The following is a 17547-nucleotide window of genomic DNA, read 5'->3' on the forward strand; positions in this document are numbered from 1 at the left end:
TGTTAAGTTTATAGGGACTTGTGGTTTTTCTGTGGATAAAGATTTTAAGTTTTTTAGATATAAAGGTACGAATGAAAAATGACATTGAATATGTAACGTTAAACATAGTACATTAACAAGAGGGCTTAATTTCAAAAGGAGGATAAGGAATTGTTAGATAAGGCGGGGGCTTTAATAGGTAATCATATGTACACAGAAGAAGAGCAGCAAAAATTATACAAACGAACATTACTAATCGTAAGCATTTCACAAATGTTCGGCGGGGCAGGGTTAGCTGCTGGAATTACAGTAGGGGCACTTCTTGCGCAGCAAATGCTAGGGACAGATGCATATGCAGGATTACCTACGGCTATGTTTACATTAGGGTCTGCGATAGCAGCTTTCATAGTAGGGAAGCTTTCGCAACGATATGGACGCCGAATTGGACTTGCAACAGGATTTATGGTAGGTGGACTTGGGGCTATTGGTGTTGTAATGGCAGCTTTAACAAATAGTATTATTCTTTTACTTATTTCTTTGCTCATATATGGTGCAGGTACCGCTACGAATCTACAAGCTCGTTATGCAGGTACAGATTTAGCAGATAAGAAGCAACGAGCAACTGCTGTTAGTATTACGATGGTTATGACGACTTTCGGTGCAGTAGCAGGACCAAATCTAGTAGGAGTAATGGGAAGGTTTGCTCATTCAATTGGAATTCCTGAACTTGCTGGTCCATTTATATTATCAGCAGCGGCATTTATACTGGCGGGTCTTTTCCTTTTTGTTATGCTTCGTCCAGATCCGTTAATTATTGCTAACATAATAGAAAAATATAAACAAGAACATACATATAAAGGGCAACCAGTAACAGAAGAAATGACAGAAAATAAACGGGGTGTTACTGTTGGAGCAATCGTAATGATACTTACTCAAGTGGTGATGGTTGCGATTATGACAATGACGCCAATTCATATGGGACACCACGGCCATGGATTAAGTGCAGTAGGTCTTGTAATAGGTTTTCATGTAGGTGCAATGTATCTTCCGTCTCTCGTTACAGGAATGTTAATTGATAAAATTGGCCGAACTACGATGAGCATAGCTGGTGGGGTGATTTTACTTGCAGCGGGTGTCATAGCTGCGATAGCACCGAGTGATTCTTTAATACTATTAATCGTTGCTCTTTCTTTACTTGGCTTAGGCTGGAACCTCGGATTGATTAGTGGTACGGCACAAATCGTTGATTCCACAACGCCTTCTACTCGTGCAAAAACACAAGGGAAAATAGATGTGTTTATTGCGCTAGCTGGAGCTTCTGGTGGAGCGATGTCAGGTATGGTAGTAGCGAATTCTAGTTATGCCGCATTATCATTAGCAGGAGGAGTGTTAGCTTGCATGCTTATTCCTGTTGTTATATGGTCTCGGACAGGTAAATAAAATTAAGATAAAAGAAGCTGCATTCAAAGAGAGGTAACCAATCTTTGAATGCAGCTTCTTTGCGATTAACTAATAATTTAACTGGAATCGTTGATATATTGTGAGTTGTGATAGATAAATTCGAAAAATCGTTGATATGATTTCATTTACCGTAATGTTAGTTGTATAAAAGGAAATTTCAGTCCTTCATTCCAGTTCTTTGCACAATCTATTCATCATTCGTATGGACCAACTTTTCTGAAACGTTATTAGACAATATTTGATTTGGAGCTTAAGTACCCATTGCAGTAAGATTTAGAATGCATAGGAACATCTCCTAACTTATTTTTAAAACTTGATTCTAGTACCAGATAATAACGCGGTCGATTTAAATTTCTTTAATCTAATATATTTATATAAATATAAATAAAAGGAGTTTGAGAGAGGATGTCAAAATAATATACAGGAAGCTTTTAAACTTGATAATGAAGGGGTTTGAGATTCTTGAAAAGAATCGTATATTTTTTGTCTCTTGTTTTAATATGTAGCGTTACTTATTTTATTTTGCCAGGGAAGTCTTATGCATGTGATTGTACGAAAATTGTACCAGAAGATGCATTTCAAAATAATGATGTAGTGTTTGAGGGGAAAGTAATTGAGGTTGGAAGAAAGGAAGGGGTTGGAACTGAAGTATTATTTGAAGTGAAGAAAATTTGGAAAGGGACAAATTCTTCGCAAATTATTGTGTATACAAATGGTGGTGATTGTGTGTATCACTTTATAGAAGGAGGAGAATATTTAGTGTTTTCTTCTCAAAGAGGGGAAGGGAAACAATTATTCACACATAGTTGCAGTGGTACGAAAAGGTTAGATGAGGCAGAGGCGGACAAAGTGGCTTTAAGCCATATTACAAAAGAGTCTAGTCCGACGAAGAAAGTAGATTTAAAAGGTGAGATGGTGAACGGTTTAAGTTGGTGGCAAGTTGCTATCATTTTCGTTGGTCTGTTATTAATCATTGCTTTTGTTATTTTTGTTGTGAGAAGAATGCGCAAAAAATGACGATGAAAGTAAAAATATAAAGATTTTCTTTCGGGTGATATAGGTTGTTAAACCTTGTGAAAGCGAATTACTTATGCTACACTTTATGTAACTTAAAATGAACGGAGGGGCTTCCTTTGATCTTAATCAGATTACGTCTCAATACTTTGTGCCAATAATTGAATAGCGCTCAAAGGCTCTGTCTGTGTACAGAGTGAACGGGATTGGTCTGCCTATTTTAAAGGAACCCTTTTATTAAGCTTATATGTGAAAAAGAGGGAGGGACGAATACGCCCTCTTTTTGTTTTGCCTTTATAAATAGAATGGGATCGTATAGGTGAACACTTGTTGTGGATACGTATATTATCTTGGGACTTTTTTACTATGAGATAGGATGAAAGCATAGCTTTCTTCTATTTCTTTGGTGAACCCTTATCCGTTTACGAAAACACAGGCAGTGACCTGTGTTTTTTATTTTGCGTAATCGAAATGGAGGAATAAATATATGGAAGAATTATTACAAAGAGCAGTTTTAGTTGGAGTAAATTTAGGTAATGAAGCTGATTTTGCATATTCGATGGAAGAGTTAGCAAACCTTACGGAAGCTTGTGATGTGGAAGTAATCGGTCAAGTGACGCAAAATTTACAACGAGTAAATCCGTCGCATTATATTGGAAAAGGAAAGATTGAAGAAGTAGCAGCTTATGTAAATGAAATAGATGCGAATATGGTCATCTTTAATGATGAGCTATCTCCTTCACAAATCCGAAATTTAGAAGAAGATTTAGATTGTAAAGTTATTGATCGTACCATTTTAATTTTAGATATTTTTGCGCAACGTGCGAAAACGAAAGAAGCGCAGCTACAAGTAGAAGTAGCACATCTTCAATATATGATGCCTCGCTTAATTGGTCTTCGTGAATCGTTAGGAAGACAGAGTGGCGGCGTTGGTACGAAAAATAAAGGTGTCGGTGAGAAGAAATTAGAGTTAGACCGTCGTAAAATTGAAGAACAAATTTCAGTTTTAAATAAAGATTTAGAAGCGCTTGTTGCCCAGCGTCAAACGCAGCGTAAACAACGTAAGAAAAATGAAATTCCAGTTGTGTCATTAGTAGGATATACGAATGCAGGTAAATCAACGATAATGAATACGATGCTTGAAATTTTTAATGGTACTGTAGAGAAACAAGTATTTGAAAAAGATATGTTATTTGCGACGTTAGAGACATCTGTACGAAATATTGATTTACCAGATAATAAATCATTTTTATTAACGGATACAGTTGGATTTGTAAGTAAATTACCACATCATCTTGTGAAAGCATTCCGTTCAACGCTAGAAGAAGTAGCGGAAGCAGATTTACTTATTCACGTTGTAGATTATGCAAATCCAAATTATGAACAGTTAATTGATATTACAAATGAAACGTTAAAGAAAATTGGCGTAGAAAATATCCCAACGATTTATGCTTATAACAAATCAGATATGGTAGATGTTGGAATTCCGAAAGTACAAGAAGACCGCGTGTATTTATCTGCGAAGAAACACGTTGGAATTGAAGAACTTGTAGAAATGATTCGCTCACACATTTATAAAGAGTATACGAAGTGTGAAATGTTAATTCCATATGATCAAGGACAGGTAGTTTCGTATTTCAACAATCATGCGCACGTTTTATCTACGAGTTATGAAAACGAAGGTACGAAAATTGCACTAGAATGTAAGACGAGTGATTATGAGAAGTATAAGCGTTTTTCTATTTAATACAAAAGGCGATCCTAATATGCTTTTAGGGTCGTCTTTTTCTTCATAGTTACAAGCCTTCCTTTCGTCCGGTCCCGGTATAAAAGCAAATACAGAGAGTTCATATAAATAAATCCGACAAAATATATAGAAAAAATATATTTTTTAGAAGTTGAATTTCTGGAAATTGAAACGAAACCAGTATAGAATAGAAATGTTTCAAAACTCAGAATTTAATCCGCTATTTACCGGGTAGTAAGACTCCCGCTTCAAAATTCGGCAAATGAGAGGAAGTTAGGTGGGAGATAAATGCCCGATTGGTGAAGGCTAATAATAAGTGAGGATGAGCCCTCGCTTATTACAGTTTCAATTTACTACACTTACTGTAATAAAATCTGAGTTTTGTATAGGAGGGAGGGATTCGTATATGCAGGCAGTTTTACAAAAAAATACAGTAGAAACACCGACGATATATCGAATATTGTTTGCGATTAGTTTCGGACATTTTTTGAATGATTCGATGCAAGCGGTTGTGCCAGCGTTGTTTCCTATTTTGGAAAAAACGATGAATTTATCCTACATGCAAGTAGGGTGGATAGCGTTCGCGTTAAATATGACGTCATCGATTATGCAACCGGTTTTTGGTATGTATTCAGATAAGAAGCCGTCACCATTTTTATTACCACTCGGTATGTTTTCGAGCATGCTTGGGATGATTGGGCTCGCGTTTGCCCCGAATTTTATTATTGTTATTATTTCTGTTTTATTTATTGGATTAGGTTCCGCAGTCTTTCATCCAGAAGGTGCCCGAGTTGCTTATATGGCGGCAGGTGCCAAACGTGGCTTAGCACAAGCGATTTATCAAGTGGGAGGAAATACTGGGAATTCGCTAGCACCTATTTTTACAGCGCTCATTTTCGTTCCGCTAGGTCAAATTGGTTCTCTAGGCTTTACTGCTTTCGCAGCGGTAGGGATTGTATTGTTACTTTTTGTTTCAAATTGGTATAAAAATGAATTAGCGACTGGTGCTGTAAGAAGGAAAAAGAGAGCTGCGATGGAGGCAGAAAATGCAATTGTAAGTAGGCACATTAAATTCGTTATTATATTACTTGTTTTTCTAACTTTTGTACGCTCTTGGTACGGTGCTGGTATCGGGAATTTCTATCAGTTTTACTTAATTGAGCATTACGGTTTATCTATAAAAAATGCACAGTATTTCGTATTCGCATTTATGATTGCTGGTGTATTAGGTACTTTCTTTGGTGGACCGCTAGCAGATCGACTTGGTAAGAAAAATATCATCGTATTTTCAATGTTAGGTTCAGCGCCACTTGCACTTTTATTACCACATGTTTCACTTGTATGGGTTGTACCGTTATTTTTATGTATCGGTTTTATTAGTTCAAGTAGCTTCAGTGTAATTGTTGTATACGCGCAAGAACTTGTACCTGGAAAAGTAGGGATGGTATCTGGATTAATTGTAGGGCTTGCGTTTGGACTGGGGGCTTTAGGTTCTGTAGTTCTTGGAAAATTAGCTGATATATATAGTCTACAATTCATTATGCTATTATGTAGTTGTCTACCATTAATTGGACTAACTTCATTGTTACTGCCAAATGATAAGAAAACGATAGAATAGGGGATGCGCTATGAAATTATGTGAAAATGTTACAGAATTAATAGGAGATACACCTGTCGTCCGATTATCTAAATTTGTTCCAGAAGACGCAGCGGATGTATATGTGAAATTAGAAATGTTTAATCCGTCTCGCAGTGTGAAAGATCGTGCAGCTTATAATTTACTTCACGTTGCGGAAGAACATGGTCTCATAAAACCAGGAGATACAATTATTGAACCGACGAGTGGGAACACTGGAATTGGTTTAGCGATGAATGCAGCTGCTAAAGGGTATAAGGCGATTTTAATAATGCCAGACAATATGTCAAAAGAACGGATTAATTTGTTAAAAGCATATGGTGCAGACGTAGTATTAACGCCAGCAGAACAAAGAATGCCAGGAGCAATTGCGAAGGCATTAGAATTGCAAAAGCAAATACCGAACAGTTTTATTCCGCAACAATTTGAAAACCCAGCAAATCCGAATATTCATCGTTATACGACTGCACTTGAAATTTATGAACAAATGGATGGAGAGCTCGACGCTTTTGTAGCAACGGCGGGAACTGGTGGGACAATTACAGGAACTGGTGAAGCGTTAAAAGAGAAACTACCAAACTTATATATTGCGGTAGTAGAACCGAAAGGATCACCTGTTTTATCTGGCGGTGTTCCAGGCCCTCATAAATTAGTAGGAACAAGCCCTGGGTTTATCCCGAAAAATTTAAATACAGAAGTGTATAACGAAATTATTCAAATTGCAGATGAAGAGGCATTAACGACAATGAGAAAATTAGCAAGACAAGAAGGTTTATTAGTCGGACCATCTTCAGGGGCTTCTGTGTACGCCGCCATTATGATAGCAAAGCGTCTAGGCGCAGGCAAAAAAGTTTTATGTATTGCACCAGATACAGGAGAACGTTATTTGAGTATGGGATTATTTGAATAAAAGTGATAGAAACACCTTAATAGCCATTATTAAGGTGTTTGTTTTAGGTTGTTAAGAGGGGGAGAATGACAATGAAACTATTAAAACCAATACATGAATATAGTGGAGAAATTATGGAGTATCAGCAGGCATTTTTAGATACAGGAGAACAACCACACGGTAGTAGTTCTTTACAAAATTTTGATTCTCTTGATGAATGGTTTGAAAAAGTGAGTATACAAGAAATAGGAGAAAACTTACCATGCAATCGAGTACCCTCTAGTCAATTTTTAAGTTTTGAAAAAGAAGAACTTATAGGTTTTGTGAATATTAGACATCGACTAAATCCAGAATTATTGTTGGAAAGCGGTCATATCGGTTATAGTGTTCATCCAAATAAACGTCGCCAAGGTTACGCTACGAAGCAACTGCAACTTGCGCTAGTTGAGGCACAAAAATTAGGATTGCAGAAAGTGTTAATAACTTGTGATAAATCAAATATCGGTTCTGCTAAAACGATTCAAAAGGTTGGCGGTGTGTTAGAAAATGAAATTGTTTCTTCTCATACCAATGAAATTGTTCAGCGTTATTGGGTAGGAATTTGATTAAGTATGAATTTGAAAAGGTAATATAATATACAATATCGAAATAGATAAATGAAAAGTAAGGGGAGTACTGCAATTTTAGGGGGAAATGCAATGGGATTAAAAGAGAAAGCGATAGAAATGGCGGAGATTTATAGGCAAAATCCGAAAGTTGAAGCTATTATTTTAGCGGGCTCTGTAGCAAGAAAATTAGAAGATGAACATTCAGATATTGAATTACATATTTTATGGTCAGAGCCACCAGAGGATGAGGATCGTAGGGCTCCTATTAATAGGATTGACGGGAAAATTTTGTCCTATCATCCTTATGAGGAAGAAGAATGGTCGGAAACGTATTTGACGAAAGAAGGAATTAAACTAGAAATTAGTAACTTCTTAACAGAAACAGTTGAAAAAGTTATTTCAGACGTTGTAAATCAATACGATATAAATTATGAAAAACAATGTATTGTCTCATCCGTTCATGATGGTGTGAGTTTGTATGGAGAAAAGAAAGTGAATGAATTAAAAGATAGAGTGGCGGCGTATCCAGAAGAACTAGCGAAACGAATGATTTCAGAAAACCTTTGGTTAAGCAATCGTTGGCATAATCGAGAAGCACTTTTGAAACGAAAAGATTGGCTTATGCTTTATGATGTTATTTGTGAAGTGCAAAGGAATATATTTGGTGTCTTGTTTGGAATGAACCGAATGTACGTGCATCATCCTGCATTTAAATGGATGCCATATAATGTGGAACACATGACTATCAAACCTGAAAATCTATATGGACGTATGACGAATACATTAATAGGGAGTCCAGAGTATAGCGTGCGAGAGTTAGAAGTACTAATCGAGGAAGTATTACATTTGGTAGAACAATATGCTCCAGAGTTAAATATTGCGGAACAACAAAAGCATATTCTATATGTGAAGTAAAAAACAAGAGATGTAACAACGAGTTACATCTCTTGTTTTTTTATTTTACTAACTTTCCTATTACAGGTAAACGTTGAATACGATTACCGAGAATATGCGAAGCAAGTCCACTCGTTAATACGAATAAAAGATAAACAAGTCCGCCTGCTGCGGCGCATATAAATACGATAATTAATGATTCTATATAAGATTGGCCAGGGATAATCCAGCTTATAAATACTCTTAATGCGATTACAACAGCAGACATTGCCGCGGAGTAAATCGTAATAAGGAATACTGTTTTTGCTGTTTCACCAATTTTAAATTTCGCAAACTTAATGATGCAGTACAACATAATAATATTCGAAACAAGGTATCCAAGAATTGTTCCGAGTACAGCACCGTGTCCACCAAATAAATGTAAGAGCGGTGTATTCACTAAAATCTTAACGAGAATACCGGCTGAGAATGCTATCATTGTTTTTCTTTGATAATCGATTCCTTGTAATATAGCTGCTGAAACTGTGAAAATCGCACTTAATATAGCAGATGGTGCAAATGAAATTAAATATTGTGATCCATCAAGTGCAATTTTAGGATCTACATAAACCATGCGGAATGCATCGTAAGCGATGCTAGCAAGACCGAATGCGGCTGGGATAGTGAAGAATAACAACACTTGGAATATCTTTGAGATTTGTTCTTGTAATTCTTCTAGTTTCCCGCTTGTAAATGATTTCGTTATAGCCGGAATAATTGTTAATGAGAATCCAGTTGCAAGTGAGGCTGGAATCATAATTAACTTTTGTGCATAGTTCGTTATATAAGCGAAAACTGCATTCGCGGTTTCTAAAGGCTCTCCCATCGCTCTAAGGACATCAGCTACGGTATATTGATCTACTAACGTATAGAGAGGGATTGCAATACCGACAAATACAATTGGGATTGCATAACGCAGTAATTCCATATAAATATTTTTTAACGGAATATTGGATGATCTCGTTTTCAGCTCACCTTCAGGAGGTTTTAATCCGTTATACTTTTTCCAATACATCATTAAAATAGAGACGCTGGCAAGTGCCCCAATAACAGCGCCAAACGTAGCAACTGCAACAGAAGAGGCTACAGAACCTCCTAATAGTTTGGAAACGATGAAGCTACCAACTAAAATGAAAACAACGCGCGCGATTTGTTCTACGACTTGAGAAACAGCGCTTGGTTTCATATGTTGAAAACCTTGGAAATAACCACGTGTAACACTCATAGCTGGTACGATAATAAGCGCGAAACTTAATGCTCGCATCGTAAGTGTTACGTCGGCAATAAATTGTGGATCTGGTGTTTTCGAGCGAATAATAAATTGTGATATGTACGGTGCTCCAATAAATAAAATTAAAAATCCTAAAAAGCCCATAAACAACATCAATTTTACGCTCGAGTTATACAATTTTTTACTTGTACTATAATCACCAAGTGCATTATGTTTTGCAACAAATTTGGAGACGGCAATAGGAATACCAGCTGTTGAAAAGCTTAATAAAATACCGTACCAAGAGTATGCATATCCATATAAAGCAACCCCTTGCGTTCCAACTAATAATTGAAAAGGGAAGAAGTATATAAACCCTAAAATACGTGAAATCATTGTGGCACCGCTTAATAAAGCAGTTCCTTTTAAAACTTTTGATGTAGACAAAATTCTTTCCTCCTACTCACGCTATCTTACATTCATCGTATACTACTATAAACCTGCTAGAGAAGTTAATACAGTATAAACCATAAATGTTCTAATACTATTCATTTAAAAGTCATATTTTGAATTTTTAAATAGAATGTAATACAGAAAAATTCAAAATATAAGTTGACACTATTTTTAATGTATGATAAAAATGATAGTAATCAATTCGGAAAATAATATTTGGGCAATGAAAGGGTATAGTAGTGAATATCTCCCTATTTCAGAGAGCTGATGGTTGGTGTGAATCAGTATATAGATTATTCATGAAGTTCGTCCTGGAGCATCTTTCATAAATCTCACATTATGAGGAAATGAAAGACGGTAGTTTATACCGTTATCAAATAAAGTGGTGAAGATTTTTTCACAACTAGGGTGGTACCGCGATATTTATCGTCCCTACGTATTTACGTAGGGACGTTTTTTATTTTAGATCCTAACTTTGTTGTGGCTTCATAACTAGGGTGGTACCGCGATATTTTATCGTCCCTACGTATTTGCGTAGGGGCGTTTTTATTTAGGGCTTACTTTTGTTGTATCTTCATAACTAGGGTGGTACCGCGATATTTTTGTCGTCCCTACGTATTTACGTAGGGGCGTTTTTTAGTTGAAGGGAAGTGGTTGTATTAGATCGGGGTGGTAGCAGAACAATATGAACATAGACAGATTATAACAAAAAAAGAAATAGAAACAGAGAGGAGATAAAAAGATGAATTCACAGCAATGGACATCGAAATTAGGTTTCGTATTAGCTGCAGCAGGTTCGGCAATTGGTCTTGGGGCGATTTGGAAATTCCCATATATGGCCGGTATTGGAGGGGGCGGTGCGTTCTTCCTTATTTTCATCGGTTTCACATTATTAATTGGATTACCGCTATTATTAGCTGAATTCGTTATTGGAAGAAGTACACAAAAAGAGGCCGTTGATGCCTACAGAGAGATTGCTCCTAAAACGTTATGGCCGTGGTTAGGTAAATTGGGGATTGTAACTTGTTTCATATTACTTTCTTTCTACAGCGTTGTAGGAGGTTGGATTATATTATATTTATGGAATGCAATTACAGGTAGACTATGGGAAGGCAATGGGGCATACGAAGCTACGTTTGGTGAAATCATTTCCAATCCGTATTTAGCAGTAGGATCGCAGCTATTATTCATCCTTATTACTATTTTTATCGTGAGTAAAGGTGTACAAAATGGTGTTGAAAAAGTAAATAAATATTTCATGCCAGCACTATTCGTTTTATTCTTTGTATTAATTGTTCGAGCACTTACATTAGACGGTGCTGGAGAAGGAGTGCGCTTCTTCTTACAACCTGATTTCTCAAATGTAACGTCAGAAATTATTTTATATGCAATGGGGCAATCGTTCTTCTCACTATCAGTTGGTGTAGCAGTAATGGTAACGTATAGCTCATACTTACCAAAAGAAGAAAGTTTACCACGTTCGGCATTTTCAATCGTAGCTTTAACGCTTGTTATTACATTACTTGCAGGACTTGCGATCTTCCCGGTTGTATTCGCATTTGGAATGGAACCATCTCAAGGACCCGGACTATTATTTATCGTATTGCCAGCTATTTTCAGTAAAATGGCGTTCGGAAAATTATTCTTCATCGTTTTCTTATTACTATTCTTCTTTGCTACTATTACATCAGCAATTTCGATGTTAGAAATTAGTGTTGCTTCGTTAACATCAAAAGGTAAAGGGAAACGCGAAAAAATGGCGTTAATCGTTGGATTATTAATCTTCGTTGTTGGGGTACCCTCAGCATTATCATTCGGTTTGTTAAGCGATGTGAAACCATTTGGAAAAACAATTTTTGATTTAGCAGATTATACGGTTAGTAACGTACTAATGCCACTTGGCGTATTGCTGGTTTCCATCTTCGTTCCTTTAAAAATGAAGAAAGATGTCTTGATGAAAGAGCTTGGTGTAAGTAAAAATAAAGGTTATAAATTATTCATATTATGGTTATTCTTACTTCGCTATATTGCACCAATTGCGATTATTATCGTATTCTTAAATGTACTTGGAATTATTTAATAAGAAAGGTAGCGTATCGTGGTATGATACGCTACCTTTTTATTTTGCTCTTTTTTGTAATTCGTTTACTGTTACGAACTGATAGCCCTTCTTAGATAAAGAGTCTAAAATACCTTCAATGGTCTGTAAATTTTCATTAGATTCATCATACATAGAGTGTAATAAAATGATAGAACCTGATTTTACATTTTTATTAACGTAGTCAATTTTATCAGCCGCAGATTTATAAAAAGTATCAGGCTCAAGATCCCATGTAATCGTTTCGATATTATTTTTATTTAAATAATATGGTAGTCCAATTAATTTTTTTCCGTTAGGGGGTCTAAAATCAATTTGGTCTGTAAATCCTGTTTGACGGATTAATGAATTCGTTTTTTCTATTTCTTCTTTAATAAAAGAAGGTGTTTTAAAAACCATTCTGTTATGAGAATATGTATGGTTTCCAAGTTGGTGTCCTGATTGAACAATTGCTTTTCCTAAGGGTAAATGTTTTTCTAATTCGTTTCCGATAACAAAGAAAGTAGCTTTCGCATTGTACTTATCTAAAAGTGGTAATATTTGTTCGATATTTTTTGTAGGACCATCATCAAAAGTTAAAGCAACCACTTTATCATTTGTTTCTATGCGATTTGTTAGATTACCAAATAATTGAAAGCTTCTTGCGTTCATCAATTTGTATGTTCCGAATAATGCTATAGTAATAATGAATAGTGTAACTATTGTAATGATTATTTTCTTCTTCATAACGCAACCTCACTATACTTTTTGATTGGACTAAAAAGTATTATATCAAACTGCGTAACTTGTTGCTTCAAAAAGTATGAAGGTGCAAGTAGTGGGAATTTATCATATAATAAAATGAAATCAAAAGGTATATTAGGAGGTGTTTATATGGCGATTACAATTCAATTGCCAGACACTGCAACGTCTCATGCAAAGCCAAGTATGGAAATGGCGATACTTTGCGTGAGGTAGACAAGTAATATACAATCGCCTAAATGAGCTCGTATCATTTTTATATTTGGCTTTGCACCTTATTGAAATGAACCATAAAAAATAAGGGGCGAGCAGAAATGAAATACGTAAAGGCTAAGACCGTTTTACCAGAGAGTTTAATTGCTGAAATTCAAAAGTATATACAAGGTGAAACAATTTACATTCCAAAACAAGAAACGAAACATTATAAATGGGGTACACGATCTGGAGGAAGAAAACAACTAGATGAAAGAAATAAAGCAATTAAAGAAGCGTTTAAAAGCGGAATTGCCATTCATCAACTTGCAGAAGAATATTTTCTTTCTGGAGAAACGATTAAAAAGATTGTGTATTCTAAATGAAAATAAAAGAGTCTAGTTCAAATGTTATTTTTGACTAGACTCTTTTTGTTTTGCACCTATCGGATATATTGGGTATGAATGGGCAAGATAATAGAAAAAGTGTGCCGTTTTTTTACTAAATAGAATATAGAGCATTTGAGTGAAAAGCAGAAAGGTGAACATATATGAATCATCTAGGACAAATAACGATAGAACTATTTTTTGGTTTTTTTGTGCTATTGATTGCTACTAAAATATTAGGGAAGACACAAATATCTCAGTTAACTCCATTTGATTTTATTTCTGCCATTGTTCTCGGGGAATTAGTCGGAAATACTATATATGATCCGGAAATAAAAGTATGGTCTATTTTATATGCTGTACTTGTATGGGTAGTGTTAATTTATACGATAGAAGTAATAACGCAAAAATTTAGAGGAACGAGAAGTTTTTTTGAAGGCTCTCCGTCAATCATTATCCGTAATGGATATATTGACCGGGAACAACTAAGTTCAAATCATTTGGATATTAATCAATTACAACAAATGCTTAGGCAACAAAAAGACATATTTTCAATCCGAGAAGTTGAATATATGATTTTGGAACCTAATGGGAACATAAGCGTTCTGAAAAAGAACAAATACGAATCTCCCACTATAAATGATTTAAGTTTAAAACATAAGCCTGTATACTTACCGATTTCATTAATTAGTGATGGAAAAGTAGTGAAAGATAATTTGAGGGAAGCTGGTTTTGATGAAGGGTGGCTATATAAACAAATAAAGCAAAAAGGGATTACTAAATTTGAAGACGTATTATATGCGGAATGGAAAACAGATGATGGTTTCTTTTGTCAGGAAATGAAGCGGTAGAGAATAATCGATGTATGTAATATTCGTTTCTAAGTTATCTTTTACATATCAAAAAGCTGGATCATTGTATACAATGAAACTAGATCAACAATTTGTATGGAGTGATAAAGATGGAAGCTTTTATTAGAAGTGATCAATATAATTTTATAAAGTCACAAGCTTATATTTTAGCAAATGGACATGCAACGGCAAATGATAGAGGAGTAATAGCGGCATTAAAATCGCTCGCTATGGAGAAAGTAATTGGTGTTTTTGAAAATTTAAATACGGAACAAAAAGAATTAATTGATACGGTATTAGAAGTTGAAAATAGAGAAGATGCAGAATCATTTTTATTGAAAATAAATCCGTATGTCGTTCCGTTTCAGGAAGTTACAGCACAAACATTAAAAAAATTATTTCCTAAAGCGAAAAAGTTAAAACTTCCTGATATGGAAGAACTGGATATGAAAGAATTATCTTATTTAAGCTGGATTGACAAAGGGTCAAGCAGGAAATTTATTATAGCGAAAAATGATAAAAATAAGTTTGTTGGTCTACAAGGGACGTTCCAAAGTTTAAATAAAAAGAGCATTTGTTCATTATGTCATGGACATGAAGAAGTTGGGATGTTTTTAGTTGAAATTAAAGGTGATATACCAGGAACTTTCGTTAAAAAGGGAAACTATATTTGCAAAGATGGTGTAGCTTGTAATCAGAATATGAAATCACTTGATAAATTGAACGATTTTATTGAACGATTGAAGAAATAAAGAACAAACCTCTAGTATTTAAACTGGAGGTTTTTATTTTTTGAAGAAGTAATAGGCTTTTTTTATAGTTGTAAATTTATAAAAAAAGTCGGGTCATTTATAATGAAATTAGATAAAAATATCTATTTGGATACAGTTGCTTATATGCAAGGAGGTAAAACATGAAGTACATTTCACCGAAAGAAGAGGTGTTAAAGGCGAAACGGTGGCCTAAAGACATGATTGCGGCGGGTCGTAGTCATACCGTTGCTCTTAAATCGGATGGCACGGTAGTAGCAGTGGGCCGAAATAAAGAAGGAGAATGCAATGTAAGTGGCTGGCGTGATATTGTAGCGGTCGCAGCGGGCAATGTTCATATGGCGACGAACACGGGTAATGCTCATACAATCGGTCTTACATGTGACAGTACTGCGGTAGCAGTGGGTTGGAATAAGCATGAACAATGTGATGTAAACGATTGGTATAATATTGTAGCGGTTGCGGCGGGGTGGCGTCGTACCATTGGCCTTAAATTGGACGGTACGGTAGTAGCGGTGGGCCGAAATAAAGAAGGAGAATGCAATGTAAGCAGCTGGCGTGATATTGTGGCGGTCACAGCGGGTGACTGGCATACAGTGGGTCTTAAATTGGACGGCACGGTGACGGCGGTGGGTAATAATCGATATGGCCAATGTAATGTAAGCAGCTGGCATAGTATTGTGGCGGTTGCGGCGGGTTATCTTCATACTGTTGGTCTTAAACAAGACGGCATGGTGACAGCAGTGGGGAATGATAAACATAACCAATGCGACGTAAGTGGCTGGAGAGGTATTGTAGCAATCGCAGCTGGTACGAATCATACAATCGGTCTTAAATTAGACGGTACTGCGGTAGCAGTGGGGTGGAATAAGTATGGCCAATGTAATGTAAGTGATTGGCGCGATATTGTAGCGATAGCGGCTGGTTGCGCGCATACGGTCGGACTTAAATCAGACGGAACGGTGGTCGCGGTAGGTAATAATGAATTTGGCCAATGCGATGTAGGTAGCTGGCGAGGTATCCGACTGCCTGGTAATTAATTTTTAATAACAATAAGCTAAGGAATCACTGAAAGAGTTAATGGGTATTGTTTTAGAAAAAGGCTATTCAATTGAATATAGAAAAAGCGTGTTCATGGCAATATAAAACGTATCTTGTAACAACTGATTGATCCAAATATTTTGTCAGTCTAAATATTTGTCGATGGGGAATAAGAATATTTAATTTCCAATAAATCGTCAGTAATAGTATTCTATTTCAAGAGTAATTATGGAATAAGATATGTATAACATGATAAAGCTTATATCTGCTGAATAAGAATTCTTTTTCAAAATGGATTCTTATTCTTTTTTCATTAAATGAGGGTATATATGACATTTTTGAACAAATTTTTTTCAAAGCTACAGTAGACGACCTAGTTAGGAGAGGAGAAGAAATGTTTAAAAAGTTTTTACTTTCTTTACCGGATTTTTCACTTGTATGTATCGTTCTCTACATAACATACACAACTTCTCTTAGTTTTGGGCAGATGTTAGTAATTTCAATTGCAATCGGAATAATGGGTGGTCTTCTTATAAGAATATGTAAGGATTTATTTACATTCGCCAAGTGGACAATCAAACAAAGGAAATCTTGAATATGTTTAATGGCTATAAGGAGAGAATGAAATGAATAAGAAAAAGAACAGAGTGAAAAATGAAATAGTACTTTGGACGTTAACAGTGGTTGTACTTTTAATTGTATGGTATTTTTTTGAGAAATAAAAACGCATCGCACTTTGAAAAGAAAGCACGATGCGTTTTTATTATTTTCTTTGCCAATTTTCTTTTATAAAGTCTTCACGGCCAGATTCTTTTCGCTCATTAGCATATTTCTCCGGATTTTTTTTATAAAAATGTTGGTGGTATTCCTCTGCCTCATAAAAAGGTGCAGCCGGACGAATGTCAGTTACGATAGGATCTTTAAACATACCGCTTTCAGCAAGAGTTTGCTTCGATCTTTCTGCAAGCTCTTTTTGTGTTTCATTATGATAGAAAATAGCAGTGCGATAAGATGGACCACGGTCGAAAAATTGTCCACCATCATCAGTTGGATCGATTTGTGGCCAATATAAATCTAATAATTTTTGATACGGGAAAATAGAAGGATCGAATGTAATTTGTACGACTTCTAAGTGTCCAGATGTTCCAGCTTTTACTTGTTCGTATGTTGGATTTTCTACATGACCACCTGCATAGCCGGAAAGCACTTTTTGAATACCAGGGAGCTCATCAAATGGCTTTACCATGCACCAAAAGCAGCCGCCTGCGAAAGTTGCGAGTTCGTATGTTTTTTCTGACATTTCTGTAATCCTCCTAAATATATATGTTTTATATAGTATTATATATTTAGTTTTATTACGCAATAAAAAAGATTTGAAAATATATGTTTTTTATATGGAAGACCCATTCAATTTATTGAATGGGTTTTAGTGATACATAGAGGGAAAAGAAAATCAGTATTATTGATAACAGGAGTTGTGCAACGTTTCTTTCGTAATAGGGTTTTTTTTATAAATAAAGAATAACGCGAAAACAAGC

16 protein-coding genes and 1 other annotated feature are annotated in these 17547 nt (G+C 35.6%); of the genes, 13 read left to right on the plus strand and 3 right to left on the minus strand.

All coding sequences use genetic code 11. The features are described from left to right. Nucleotides 1-150: 150 nt before the first annotated feature. The 7 genes from COI75_RS16365 to COI75_RS16395 all read left to right on the plus strand — a co-directional run bounded on the left by COI75_RS16365 (nucleotide 151) and on the right by COI75_RS16395 (nucleotide 8249). A complete protein-coding gene (locus COI75_RS16365; protein ID WP_098448466.1) occupies nucleotides 151-1419 on the plus strand; it encodes an MFS transporter in 1269 nt (422 codons plus the stop codon). A gap of 483 nt (nucleotides 1420-1902) precedes the next feature. After that, nucleotides 1903-2457: a cobalamin biosynthesis protein CbiN gene (locus COI75_RS16370; RefSeq protein ID WP_098448467.1), complete on the plus strand. Its 555-nt coding sequence runs from the start codon at nucleotides 1903-1905 to the stop codon at nucleotides 2455-2457. Between the two features lie 484 nt (nucleotides 2458-2941). Beyond that, nucleotides 2942-4201 (plus strand): GTPase HflX, encoded by a 1260-nt coding sequence (hflX, locus tag COI75_RS16375; protein WP_098448468.1) that lies wholly within the window; start codon nucleotides 2942-2944, stop codon nucleotides 4199-4201. A 406-nt stretch (nucleotides 4202-4607) separates the two neighbouring features. Beyond that, nucleotides 4608-5819, plus strand: coding sequence for an MFS transporter (locus COI75_RS16380; protein WP_098448469.1), 1212 nt, complete (start codon nucleotides 4608-4610; stop codon nucleotides 5817-5819). Between the two features lie 10 nt (nucleotides 5820-5829). Further along, a complete protein-coding gene (gene cysK, locus COI75_RS16385; RefSeq protein WP_098380427.1) occupies nucleotides 5830-6747 on the plus strand; it encodes a cysteine synthase A in 918 nt (305 codons plus the stop codon). A gap of 71 nt (nucleotides 6748-6818) precedes the next feature. After that, complete coding sequence (locus COI75_RS16390) at nucleotides 6819-7331, plus strand: GNAT family N-acetyltransferase (protein ID WP_098448470.1); 513 nt, start codon at nucleotides 6819-6821, stop codon at nucleotides 7329-7331. Between the two features lie 93 nt (nucleotides 7332-7424). Further along, nucleotides 7425-8249: a DUF4037 domain-containing protein gene (locus tag COI75_RS16395; RefSeq protein WP_098448471.1), complete on the plus strand. Its 825-nt coding sequence runs from the start codon at nucleotides 7425-7427 to the stop codon at nucleotides 8247-8249. Nucleotides 8250-8289: 40 nt separating this feature from the next. Here COI75_RS16395 and COI75_RS16400 read toward each other — a convergent pair whose 3' ends face one another. Next, on the minus strand, nucleotides 8290-9924 hold the full coding sequence (locus COI75_RS16400; RefSeq protein WP_000107872.1) for a putative polysaccharide biosynthesis protein: 1635 nt from the start codon (nucleotides 9922-9924) through the stop codon (nucleotides 8290-8292). Between the two features lie 220 nt (nucleotides 9925-10144). Then, nucleotides 10145-10367 (plus strand) — a binding site (T-box leader). 305 nt (nucleotides 10368-10672) lie between these two features. Here COI75_RS16400 and COI75_RS16405 point away from each other — a divergent pair. Next, nucleotides 10673-12010, plus strand: coding sequence for a sodium-dependent transporter (locus tag COI75_RS16405; protein WP_001088177.1), 1338 nt, complete (start codon nucleotides 10673-10675; stop codon nucleotides 12008-12010). A 39-nt stretch (nucleotides 12011-12049) separates the two neighbouring features. On the opposite strand, the gene COI75_RS16410 is transcribed toward COI75_RS16405, so the two are convergent. Then, nucleotides 12050-12754, minus strand: coding sequence for a polysaccharide deacetylase family protein (locus tag COI75_RS16410; protein WP_000726871.1), 705 nt, complete (start codon nucleotides 12752-12754; stop codon nucleotides 12050-12052). A gap of 329 nt (nucleotides 12755-13083) precedes the next feature. Between COI75_RS16410 and COI75_RS16415 the strand changes: the two genes are divergently transcribed. From COI75_RS16415 to COI75_RS16440, 5 genes are all read left to right on the plus strand, one after another. Continuing rightward, nucleotides 13084-13347, plus strand: coding sequence for a CD3324 family protein (locus COI75_RS16415; protein WP_000878323.1), 264 nt, complete (start codon nucleotides 13084-13086; stop codon nucleotides 13345-13347). Between the two features lie 164 nt (nucleotides 13348-13511). After that, nucleotides 13512-14198, plus strand: coding sequence for a DUF421 domain-containing protein (locus COI75_RS16420; protein ID WP_001015960.1), 687 nt, complete (start codon nucleotides 13512-13514; stop codon nucleotides 14196-14198). Between the two features lie 110 nt (nucleotides 14199-14308). Beyond that, nucleotides 14309-14950: a FusB/FusC family EF-G-binding protein gene (locus tag COI75_RS16430; protein ID WP_000387056.1), complete on the plus strand. Its 642-nt coding sequence runs from the start codon at nucleotides 14309-14311 to the stop codon at nucleotides 14948-14950. Between the two features lie 161 nt (nucleotides 14951-15111). Beyond that, nucleotides 15112-16008 (plus strand): RCC1 domain-containing protein, encoded by an 897-nt coding sequence (locus COI75_RS16435; protein ID WP_000875256.1) that lies wholly within the window; start codon nucleotides 15112-15114, stop codon nucleotides 16006-16008. Nucleotides 16009-16403: 395 nt separating this feature from the next. Continuing rightward, on the plus strand, nucleotides 16404-16604 hold the full coding sequence (locus COI75_RS16440) for a hypothetical protein (protein ID WP_000473061.1): 201 nt from the start codon (nucleotides 16404-16406) through the stop codon (nucleotides 16602-16604). Between the two features lie 168 nt (nucleotides 16605-16772). On the opposite strand, the gene msrA is transcribed toward COI75_RS16440, so the two are convergent. After that, nucleotides 16773-17309, minus strand: coding sequence for a peptide-methionine (S)-S-oxide reductase MsrA (gene msrA / locus COI75_RS16450; RefSeq protein ID WP_001291901.1), 537 nt, complete (start codon nucleotides 17307-17309; stop codon nucleotides 16773-16775). Between the last annotated feature and the right edge of the window lie 238 nt (nucleotides 17310-17547).

This window comes from Bacillus cereus, from assembly GCF_002564555.1.
Taxonomy (GTDB): Bacteria; Bacillota; Bacilli; order Bacillales; family Bacillaceae_G; genus Bacillus_A; species Bacillus_A cereus_K.